The 11,013-nt window shown below is 72.4% G+C and carries 3 protein-coding genes and 1 pseudogene; all 4 read right to left on the reverse strand.

The annotated features are described in order from the left end of the window. Window positions 1-147: 147 nt before the first annotated feature. The gene (locus AB0O11_RS36385) at window positions 148-384 is read right to left on the reverse strand and encodes a hypothetical protein (RefSeq protein ID WP_363395941.1); all 237 of its coding nucleotides are present in this window, start codon (window positions 382-384) and stop codon (window positions 148-150) included. 280 nt (window positions 385-664) lie between these two features. Continuing rightward, a pseudogene (locus AB0O11_RS36390) lies at window positions 665-1,597 on the reverse strand (transposase); the annotation flags it as partial. A 302-nt stretch (window positions 1,598-1,899) separates the two neighbouring features. Next, window positions 1,900-2,166, reverse strand: coding sequence for a hypothetical protein (locus AB0O11_RS36395; protein WP_363395944.1), 267 nt, complete (start codon window positions 2,164-2,166; stop codon window positions 1,900-1,902). A 235-nt stretch (window positions 2,167-2,401) separates the two neighbouring features. Further along, window positions 2,402-10,606 carry a protein-glutamine glutaminase family protein gene (locus tag AB0O11_RS36400; protein WP_363395947.1) on the reverse strand — a complete coding sequence of 2,735 codons (8,205 nt, stop codon included), beginning with the start codon at window positions 10,604-10,606 and terminating at the stop codon, window positions 2,402-2,404. Window positions 10,607-11,013 lie beyond the last annotated feature (407 nt).

Here is an 11,013-nt window from a genome sequence, read left to right on the forward strand (position 1 = left end):
TAGTGGCCGACGGCCAGTCAGTTGATCTCTGGGCCGGCCGTTGGCGCCGTTGTGGCGTGGCCGGGTAGGCCGGTGGCCCGGCTGTCGCGCGGGTGGGCGGCTTTCCAGGGCGGTTTCGGGTGGTTCGGGCCCGGTCGGGGCAATCGGTCAGGCTGCTGAAAGGTGCCGGTGGGCACGGATCCGGGCCAGCGTGTTGGCGATCAGCTCACTGGCCCCGGCAGTGAAGCGGAGTTCGTGGCGGCGGGCGGTGACCGTCCACCGGGCGGCGCGGTGGATCAGCAGGCGCCGCACGGTGGCGATGCGGCGGCGGGCCTGGCCGATGGGGGCGAGCATCTGCAGCCATGCGGTGAGGTTGTAGGCCAGCAGCGCGCCCCACATCCACATGCTGTTGACCGCGTGGGAGCCGGAGGGCAGGTGGTTGAGTCCGGCCGCCGTGGGCGGTGTCGCGGAACAGTTCCTCGATCCGGGTGCGGCGGCGGAACTCCCACTCCGCCGCCGCGATCTCCTCGTCCAGGTCCAGCTCCTCGTTGGTCACGAAGAACGAGTAGGCGTATGCCTGTTCCTCCAGACCCTCCAGGACCAGGGCGAGCTGGTCCTTGCCAACGGTGCGTGAGCGACGCGAGCGCGGATCCGCGGACAGCTCGGCGGCTTCGTAGCGCACCCGTCTGGCGATCACGCGGGTGCCCTCGGGCCAGCCGGGCGGAGCGTAGGCCAGCACGGCGACCCGCGCGGTCGGGTAGTCCAGGGCGTCGATCCAGTCGTCCTCGTGCACGGCGGCAACCGCCCGCCACAGAGGCCGGCTGCGCGGGACGCCGAGCCGGAACAGGCATCCGCGGGCCGCGATCTTCCCGGCGACCTTCCCGGCGTAGTAACCCGTATCGCCCTGGAACAGGACCGGACCGGTGGCCCCGGCCGTGCGCACGGCGTCCACCGCCCGGTCGATCTGGCCCAGGACGTGGGTGCGGCCGTCCGAGCGGCCGTCCAGGAGGTCGGCGACCACGGCAGTTCCGGCCTGGGCCCAGTGCGCCGCGTGCACCCGCCCCGAGACCTCGCCCTTGTAGGAACGGACGACCTGTTCCTTGCGGGTCGAGTAGACCTCGATGTCCTTGGCGTCCAGGTCGATCGTGACCCGCCCGGCCAGGACCCGGGCCCGCTCGCCCACCGGGAGCGCGGCCAGCGCCCGGGCGGTGACCTGCGCGCATGCCCGCTCGATACCCTCCCGCCCGGCCTGGCCGAACCGGGCGGCGAGCGTGGCGGCCGTCGTGGACGGCGGGACGGGCGCGGGCAGCAGTCCCTCAGCGACCACATCCGCCCGCAGCCGGTCGAAGCCGACCAGGTGGTCCTCCCCGGTCAGCTGCACCGCAGCCATGGCCAGTGCGAACTCCCCGCCCGACAACCCCCGCTCGCGTTCCTTGACCGGGCCGACCTCCGTATCCAGCGCGGCGGTGACGCCCAACGCCCGGTCCAGTTCCGCGACCAGCATCAGCCCGCCGTTCTCGGTCAGCGACCCGTCCACCCCGCCCAGCTGGGCGTTCAGCCGGGTCCAGCGCCTACCGGGGGTGCGGAAGGCGGTACGGCGACGCGATATCTTGTTCACCTGGCAGGTGTCCTTGCTGGTAGAGCGATCAGGCGTAGAGAACCTCGATCATCTCAAACCGGCACGGACACCTGTCGTCGTATCAGCCGCTACACCGCACCACTACCTGCGGATTCGGGTCAGAGCTGGAATCTCCCGCCCCGGCCACGAGCCCATCGCCACCGCAACCAGCCCCCTTCAACCTGCTCGGATCTCCAGATCAGGACAGCAGGCGCACAAGGCCAGCGACCGGCAAAGCCGTCAGCCTCACCCTCCCCAGTGAAGATCACCAACAGCACCCTGAATGTGAGCCAGAGCCGTTTTCAGATCCTCATCACCTCGATGAACGCCCGGATCACCCCCAGGTCCAGGGCACGCCAGCGTCGGCGGCCCTCGCCGTTGTCGAACCTGGTGCACCGGCGCTCGCAGACCCCGCAGCGTTGCCGCCGCCGCTTCGCCGGGCGGGCATGGGCCACGATGACCGTGTCCTCGGCACAGGCCTGCGCGCCATCGTCCTCCTCGGCCTCGACCGAGTCGATCACCGTGTGTTCGACTCCGAGCAGCCGAGTCCATATGCTTGCAGATCGCACGCCGTATCCAGGTTCTTCCGTTTCGTTCTGTCGCAAGTCGAAACGTAGCCGGGATACGGCGTGTTCTGCGTATCAGCCCTGGTCAGCGACCCACGGAAGCGACAGGAGAGCCCTTTTCGGGGCCGCGCGTCACCTGGCCGGTCGGCTTCCGGTGTGCGGGGCCTGCCCCGCGAGCCTTGGCATCGTGTCCGGCCTGTGGGAACCCGTCGGCCGGATTCGGTGCGGCGACGGTTTTTCACGGGGTGGCTCCTCGGGCCTCGCGTCTGAGTCTGTCGAGGTCGAGGGGTTGGTGCTCGTCCGAGAGGTCGTCCATTTCGTTGAGGACGGTGGTGATGTCGAGGAGGTGGTGGATGTCGGTGGTGTCGGGGTGGGTGGTGTCGAGGACGAGGGTGGTGAGGGTGCGCAGGTTGGTGGTGAGGGTGTGGGGGGTGGGGGTGGTGGTGGGTTCGGGGGTGAGGAGGGGGGTGAGGGCGTGCAGGGTGCGCAGGTTGTCGGGGGTGATGCGGCGGCTGATGGTGATGAGGGTGTGGGCGAGGGCGTGGAGGTGGTCGTCGGTGATGGGGGTGGTGGAGACGTGGCGGCGCAGCTGGGTGAGGGGGTCGTGGGGTCGGTGGGGGGTGGGGTGGGTGGTGAGGGTTTTGGCGGCCTGGGTGAGGCGGGTGGTGAGGTGGTGGTCGAAGCGTGCGGCGGCCGACCCGGGGGGCTGCGTGTTGGGCGCGGGGGTCTGCGTGTTGGTGGTGGGGTGGCTGTCCGGGGCGGCGGCGGCCCGAGGGGGCCGGGTCGTGTCCGGCGGCGCGGTCCTGGTGGCGGGTTTCGGGCCGGTGGGCGGTGCGGTCCGGGGCTGGGTGGGCGGGGTGGCGATGAGGGTTGCGGGCCGGTTGCCGGGTGAGGTGGGGGTGGCGGGCTTGGCGGTACCGGGGCGTGCGGTCCGGGTGGGACGGGCGTTGGCGGGGGGCCGGTCGCCGGGGGTGGCGGGGAGGGTGACGGTGGGCAGGCGGAGGGCTCGTGAGGTGCCGGCGCTCGTGGCCGGTTGGGTGTTCGTGTGGCGGGGTGCGCGGTCGGCCGTCGTCCTGGCGGCGGGTTTGCGGCTTGTGGCTGCGGTGGTTGCGGCGCGGTGGCCTGGGCCGGGCGCCGGTGGGCGGGCGGCGGCCCGGCTGCGGGGCGCGGGCACGGTGTTCGGGGCGGCGGTGGGGGACACGGTGGCGGGGGTGGGGGGTTCGTGGCGCAGGGTGCCGCGCTGGTAGTGGAGGACGGTGCGGGTGACGGCTTGGGTGACCGCGTCGGGCAGGGGTCGTCCGCCGGGGGTTCGGGCGGCGTGGATGCTCAGCAGGCGTGCCTCGGGGCCCGGGAGCGGCAGCGGGTCGGCGGGGTTGTAGGTGCGCAGGTCGACGTGGGGGGCGTGCCGTCGCAGGAAGGCGGCGGTCTTCTGCCGGTAGGTGCGGATGAGCGCCGGCGAGCCGAACGTGTGGGCGGTCGCGGAGAACTCGCGGCCCGTCACGGCGTCGAGAGTCCTTTCCGCCAGGGCCAGCTGGTCGCCGGGCAGCGTGGCGGCCAGGTCGCGGCGGCGCAGGAAGCCCCGGGCCTTCTCCCGCAACGCCTCGGGCCACGGATCGGTCGCCACCCGCTGCACCGGGGCACCCGGAGCGGGTGCGTCGGGTGCGGGGGTGGTGCCTGGGGTGGACGGCGGCGTCGTGCCGATGTCCGTCCGGGTGTCGGCGGCGTGCGGTGTGAGGTGGGCGACGGCAGGGGTGGCGGTCCCGATGGACGGGTCGGCCCCTGTCACGTCGCTGCTCTCGAGCCGCTGCCCGGCGGGCTGCGTCCCTGCGTGGTCGTCGTGCGTGGTGGCGGTCGTGGTGGGTGGGGAGTCCATGTTCATGTCCAGGGGCCGGCCTGTGTCGGCGGGCGTGTCATGGGTGTGGGTGTTCTCCGCGTCGATGCCGCGTTTCAGTTCCCGCCACAGTGCGGGGTAGCTGTCCTCCAGGTCCTCAAGGCATGCCAACCAGTAGAGGTGGGCGGCGCGGAGTCCGTCCTCGGTGTCGGCGGACCGGGGGGAGTCGCCCTCGGCCCGTGTGGCCAGCTCGCGCTCGATGGCGTCCTTGATGGGCCGGCTCTCTGCCTGCCACCAGGTTTCCCGTACCGCGTGGGTGGCGCCCAGGGCTTCTTTGAGGACGGCCTTGTGGGCGGGGGTGAGGACGCCTGGGGTGGGGTCGGTGAGGGGTGGTGTGTCGGAGCGGGTGGGGTCGATGGTCTCGGGGGTGCTGTGGGCGGCGGGTGCCTCGACTCCTGTCACGTCTCCGGCCGCGGGAGACGGGGAATCCACCTTCATGTCCATCCGCTGCCCCTCGCCGGTGGGCATGTCATGGATGGTCTCGGCGCCACTGCCATGGGTCAGGTGCTGCCACAACAGGGGAACATCGTCCTGCAGCTCCGCTTTGAACGCCCGGAAGCGGAGGTAGGCGTAGCGGCGCAGGGCCTCGGTGTCGGTTGGCCGGGATGTTGGGTTCTCGGCCAGTTTTTCGAACTTTTCCCGGATGATGTCTCTGAACGTCGGTCCGACCGCGTTCCAGCAGGATTCCAGCGTGGCGGGGCTGGCGGTACGGGCCGTTTCGAGGACGGCCTTGTGGGCGGGGGTGAGGGCGGTCGGAGTGGGGTCGGTGGCGGTGCGGGACGCATCCGCTTTTGGCGCCGCCGTCCCGTCGTCACCGCGCGCGACGCTGACCGCACCGGACGCCGGGCCTGGGTCCGGGTTGGTCGACGGGGCGGAGTCCGCTGACGCACCGTGGGTGCCGTCCACGCCACCCTTGCGGTTCAGCTCCCGCCGCAGCAGAGCGAGATCGTCCTCCATGCCCTCTGCCATCGCTTTGCGGCGCAGGAACGCGTAGCGGTTGAGGGCCTCGGCGTCCGCCGGTGTGCGTACCTCGGTGCCGGTCAGCTCCGTGAAACGGTTCCGGGCGGTGCGCCTCAGTTCCGGGGTGCGCTTGTTCCACGAGGCCTCGAGTTCGGCTGGGGAGATGGTCCGGGTCTTGTCGAGGACGGTCTTGTGGTCGGAGGCGAGGGCGGTCTGTGCGGGGCGGGTGAGGCCGTTGGCCTCGGCGTTACCGTGCGTGGCGGTTGCTTCGGACATCGGCACGTCGCGGATTGCCGGCGGTTCCCCGGTCGGTGTTGGACTGCTGTCGTCACCGCGCGCGGCGCTGGCCGCACCGGGCGCCGGGCCTGGGTTGGTCGACGGGGCGGAGTCCGCTGACGCACCGTGGGCGTCGTCCACGCCACCCTTGCGGTTCAGCTCCTGCCACAGCAGGGGGAGGTCGTCCTCCACGCGCTTTGCCATCGCTTCGCGGCGCAGGAACGCGTAGCGGTGAAGGGCCTCGGCGTCCGTCGGTGTGTGCACCTCGGTGCCGGTCAGCTCCGTGAAATTGTTCCGGACGGCGCGCATCAGTTCCGGGGAGCGCTTGTTCCACGAGGCCTCGAGTTCGGCCGGGGTGGCGTTCCGGGCCTTGTCGAGGACGGTCTTGTGGACGGAGGTGAGGGCGGTCTGCGCGGGGTCGGGGGTGGGATTGCCGGTGTGGGGGGTGTGGGTCTGTGCGGGGTGGTGCGGGGTGTCGCTGGTGACGGGTCGGGGTTGGAGGCTGCCGTCGGTGGTGGTGTGGCGGGCTGGGGTGTCAGGTGTGGTGGTGAGGCGTTCGTAGTCGGCGGGGAAGCCGTGGTCCCGGTTTTGCAGGTGCCCGTTGTTGGCGGTGTAGCCGGTCGAGCCGGGGGCGGGGAGGTAGATGTCGGGGTTGCCGAGTTCGGTGGCGAGGTCGAGGAGGTAGCGCAGGGCGGTGGCCCGGTGTTCGGGCGCGTAGGGCGCCTGCCAGAGCAGGTCCTGCCCGTGGTAGCCGCGTTTGTACAGGGCCCGGGCCACCAGGCCGGGGCCCGCGGCGAACGGCTTGCCGGCGTGGTCGGTGGTGTTGGGATGCCCGAACGGCCCGAAGTTGCGGGGGATGACGGTGAACAGGCCGGGTTTGGGCGCGAGTACGGGCGGGCGGGCGTCGGTGCCGGTGTAGCTGATGACGATGCCGTCGGCGGGGTGCGGGTGGCCGGGGGCGGCGGTGAAGGGGTGGGTGTGGGCGTCGAGGGCTTTCTGGCGTTCGAGGGCGGGGTGGTCGGCGGTGGCGGGGTGGAGTTGACCGCCGCCGCTGATGAAGCGTGGGGTGCGGTGGGGGCGGGTGGAGATGCGGACCCATTCGCCCCAGTAGTGGTCGGTGCCCTGGGCGGTGAAGTCCTTCTCACGCGCCTGGGCGCCGGTGTGTTTGGCCGGGGTGAGGGTGAGGTCGGGGGCGAGGGCGCCGGCGGTGTGGATGTCCACGCCGTTGGGGTGGGGGTGGTCGTGGTCGAGGGTGTGGGCGGCGTGGCGCAGGTAGGCGGTGTAGGCGGGGTGGTCGTAGCCGGTGGTGGCGTCGGGGTGGAGGGCGGCGAAGACCACGCGCAGGGCCTGGCCGGGTTGCCAGCCGGCGGCCCGGGCGAGGTCGGTGAAGTCGTCCGTGTTGAGGGGGCCGGTGCTGCTGTGGGGGGTGCCGTCGCCGCCGAGGTGGGGGACGAGGACGGTGCGCAGGTTCTCGTGGACGGGCAGGTCGTCCAGGGCGGGCTTCCACAGGGCGGCGGTGGCCGCGTTGATGGCCGCCGCACCGCCGGGGAAGATGAACGGTTCCGGGTGTGGGAAGCCGCTGTGCGGGGCCGGGGGCGGGCCGGGCGGCAGGCCCGGGACGGGAGCGCGCCCGATGTGGCGCAGCGTCGTGTTCACGGGTGGTTCGGCCGGGGCGGCGAGGCGGTGGCGCAGCGACAGGGAGACCAGGTCGTCCTTTTGGATGGGTGAGCCGAACGGGCTGGTGTCGAGGTGGCGCCGGAGCCGGTCGGCGGTGGTGTCCGGGTGCTGGAGCATGGCGCGTACCTCGCGCAGCGCGGCCCGGTAGCGGGCCTCGGCGACGAAACCGCTGATCCTGCCCTTCACCGTCCTTTTCCACACTTTTTCGGGGTACCTGAGGGAGGAGGGCTCCTCCCCGGGGGGCACCTGCTCACCAGGCAGGATCTCGTTCATGTTGTTGCGGTCGGTGGTGAAGACCATGGGGATGTCGTCGGGATAGCCCCTGTAGGCGAGCGGACGGTTCCAGTCGGGCAGGGTGTGGTACTCCGAATCTATGGTGTCGCCCCAGCGGGGTGCGGCCTGGCGCAGGTAGGCGTGGGGGTCCTCGAGGAATTCGTGCGGGGTGGCCTCGAAGCCGGCGATGCGGGCGTGGGAGTGGACGCCCATCTTTGCCAGCCAGGCTCGCAGCGGCATGGCCTCGTGGCCGAGGGAGGGGTCGATGACCGTCTCGATGTGGCCGCCCGCGCCGTCGTCGACCAGCACCACCGCCGCCACGTGGTACCACCAGTTCACCTGCTCCGGTGCTCCGGGCATGGCCCCCTTGGCGTTCTCCGACTCCACGACCAGACCACTGGGATGGCGCGTGTCCCGGACGGCGAACACCTTGCGGGAGTGGACACCCGCCGCATGAAGCATCTTCGCGATGGCGTGGGCCCGGCCGTAGCAACCGGTGTCGGGGTAGTCGAACGGGATCGGCAGCGTCTCCCCGGTGTCGTCGGTGAAGGTGAGGCGGGCGGCCTGCTCGTGCCAGTGCTGGGCCTCGGCGGGGGTGAGGACCATCGCCTCCAGGTCGGGTTCGTGGCCGAGGAGGTACGCGAAGTAGGCGGCGTGCTCGCCGAAGGCCTCCCGCAGGTCGTCCCGCAGACGGGAAGGGTACCGGTCGGAGTAGCCGTCCTCGAGGTCGAACACCTCCGGTACCCGGCGCCGCAGCCCGCGCAGGAGGGTGTTCAGCCCCTTCCAGTCACCCGCTTGGAGGGCCTCGTGCACGGCCATGACCCGCTCCCGGGGCCGGAGGTCACGGGGTTCGGCCGGGTCGGAGCGACCGATCTCGCGTGCGATGAGGTGGCTCCCGTCGTCGAGTCTGCCCTCCTCGTGGGCCCGGGTGAGTTCGTCGGTGACCGACCGGCCCCCGGTCCGCTCGCGGAACCGCGCGTCGACCGCGGGGAACTGCCCGGGATCCGAGGTGAGATGGTGCAGCAGCACAAGGACCTGGGCGCCGTTCACCGATGGCCGCGACAGGGCCCGGTGCAGGTCGTCCACCCGCCGGACGATCACCGGATCCGGCGGCACGATCTTGACGCGGGCACCGCTCTTCACGCCCGGGCCCCAGTCCTCGGACGGACCGGGAGCCCCGGCGTGTTCCCGCTCGTCCGCCCCGGGGCCGGGCCTGGCGGTGCGGGCCGTGTCGGCGACGACGTGGTGGGCGTCGGTGACGACCCGCGCAGCCGTTTCGGCCGGCGGCCCGGCGATGGGCGCCCCGGTGATGGGGATGTTCTCGGCCGTGGTGGCGGTGGCGGGGTGTTCGTCCGTTCGCGGGTGTGGCCCGGCCGTCCTGTTCCTGGCCGGGGGCATGGGGGATGTGGCCGTTTTCCGGGCCTCGGACCCGGTCCCGGTGGTGGCCGGTGCGGGTCGGCCCGTGCGAGTACGTTCCGGCGAACGGACCGCCCCGGGGCCGGTCCTGGCGGTGCCACCCGCCGTGCCCGCACCCGTGGTGGTGGGGCGGGAGGAGGATCCCTCGCCGCCACCGCGGCCGGGCAGGGGCGTGGTGCCCCGTCCGCCGCGCGGGGTGGGGGCGCCGGCGGGGAGGTGGCCGGCTCTGCGGTCGGCGGCGGTGGCCTGGAGGCCCGCGGCGTGGAGGAGCGTCTCTCTGGCGGTGTTGTCGGTGGTGGCCGGGTGTCTCGCCGGGTGTGAACGCTGCCGGGTGAGGAGTTCGTTGGTGGTGGTGTGGTGGTCGGTGAGGCGGTGGAGGGCGAGTTCGCCGGCGAACGCGGCGCGCAGTGCGACGAGTTCGGCGTCCTCGGGGGTCCTGGCGGCGGGCGCGGGGTGGTCGGCGGGGGCCAGGACGGTGTTCAGCTCCACGAGCAGGTGCTGCCGGTGGGTTTCGGGCAGTGTCTTCCACCAGGCCCGCAGGTCCGTGGGGTCGAGTGCCTGGACCTCCCGTACCAGCGGGTGCTCCTGCGCCTTGGCGACCGCCGCGGGCCAGTTCGGCTCGCGGCTGCGCCAGTCGTTGTGCCCGTACGAGGGATTGTGTCCGGTGGGCGGGGAGGGGTGTGGTGCTTCGTCACCGGCGGTGCCGGCGGTGGTGGCCCCGGCTTCGCGTGTCGTGTGCCGTGTGGTGTCCGGCTGTGTGGTCGGCCGGTCGGCGAAGTGCCGGGGTGTGGTCGTGTCCGTGTCGGATCGGGTGGGGGCGGGGGGTGCGGGCTGGTGGGTCGGTGCGGGCGTGATGGGGTGCTGTGCGGTGGGCTCCGCCGCGAAGGCGGCGTGGTGTTCGGCCGGGGCCGGTGCGGTGGGGGCTGTCGTGCCGTGCGGCGACAACGGACCCCGGCCAGCCTCGGACACCGCCACGGAAGACGACGCCGACACCGACACGGGCTCCGCGGCCGCCTCACCCGGTGCCCGGTGGTCACCGGCACGCTCCCGGTCCCGGTCTTGGGCCTGGCCGGGGAGCTTCTCGGTGTGGGCCGGTTGCGGGGTGTTCTCGGTGTGGGGCGCAGCGGTTTCCGGTGTCGCCTGGGGGGTGGTGGCGTGTCTGGCCTGGTAGTGGTGGGTGGCGCCGCCGATCGCGCCGGTGCCGGCGCCCGCCGCGGCGGCGAGGGCGAACGCGGCCGGATCCCACTCGCCGCCCTGCCACGCGGTGGAGATCACGGTCCCCGCCTCGCCACCGATCACCCCGCCCAGGGCCCCGCCCGCCGCCTTGCGCAGCAGGTCCGAGCCGACCAGGTGGTCGCCGAGTCCCCGTCCGGCCACGTCCCCGATCCCACCGGCCAGCCCGCCCACCCCGGAGACCAGCAGTGAGGTGACGTCCAAACCCTCCCGGTACTTCGCGATCTCGACGATCTGGACCAGGGCGTCCTGCCCCACCCCAAACAGCGCCCCCGAACGCATCGCCGCCAGCAGCTCCGCCACGATCTCGCTCACGGACCGACGACCCCCCGCCATCACCGCGGGCACCGCGGCGGCCGACGCCCCGCCCGTCGCCGCCACCGCCCACACCAGCTGCGCCACCGTCCACAACGTGACCGCCGCGGTGAAGCCCATCATCAACTGTGCCCGGTCCACCTCCCGGGCCTGTTCCTCCAGTGCGGTGGCGCCCTCGTCCAGGCTCCGCGCGCCATCGCGGGCGCTCGACCCCACACTGACCAGGGTCGAGGCCATCATCGCCCCCGCCCCGGGCATGGCGACGCCCGCACCCGCCACGGCCCGCTGCACCGCCAGCGCCCGGTCGTTGACGAACCCCGCCGCCCGCCGCAACGCCCCCGCGCCCGCCAGCAGCCCCGCCACATCAGCCTTCGGATACGACGCCCCCGAGATCGCCCCCATCAGCCACGCCCACCACGACGGCGTCTGTTTCCCCGAGCCCCCCAGATTGACCAGGCCGGACAACACGTCGCCCACAGAGGACTTCGACACCACAAACCTTCCAACGCCAGGGGGGAACCGCGTCCGCGACCGGACCAGTACGAACATGACCGAGAAGAGACAACGCGACATGCCGACGGAAGCGTTCAGCGTGATCTTGCGAGGAACCCCGGCCGTGAACGACTCCGAGCGTGGTGGCGAACCGGGCAGTGTTCGATGGGGAGCGTCGGGGTTGACGCCTCGAATGATCGTTCCTGTCGGCGGGCGCGCATAGGCGAACGGGCCTCTTGGCAGAGATGAGGTTGTCGACCAACTCTCCGCCGCAGGAGGCCCGTTGCTGTCCCAGTTCACCATCCCCGAAGTGTCCG

The organism is Kitasatospora sp. NPDC093102 (assembly GCF_040683915.1).
GTDB lineage: Bacteria > Actinomycetota > Actinomycetes > Streptomycetales > Streptomycetaceae > Kitasatospora.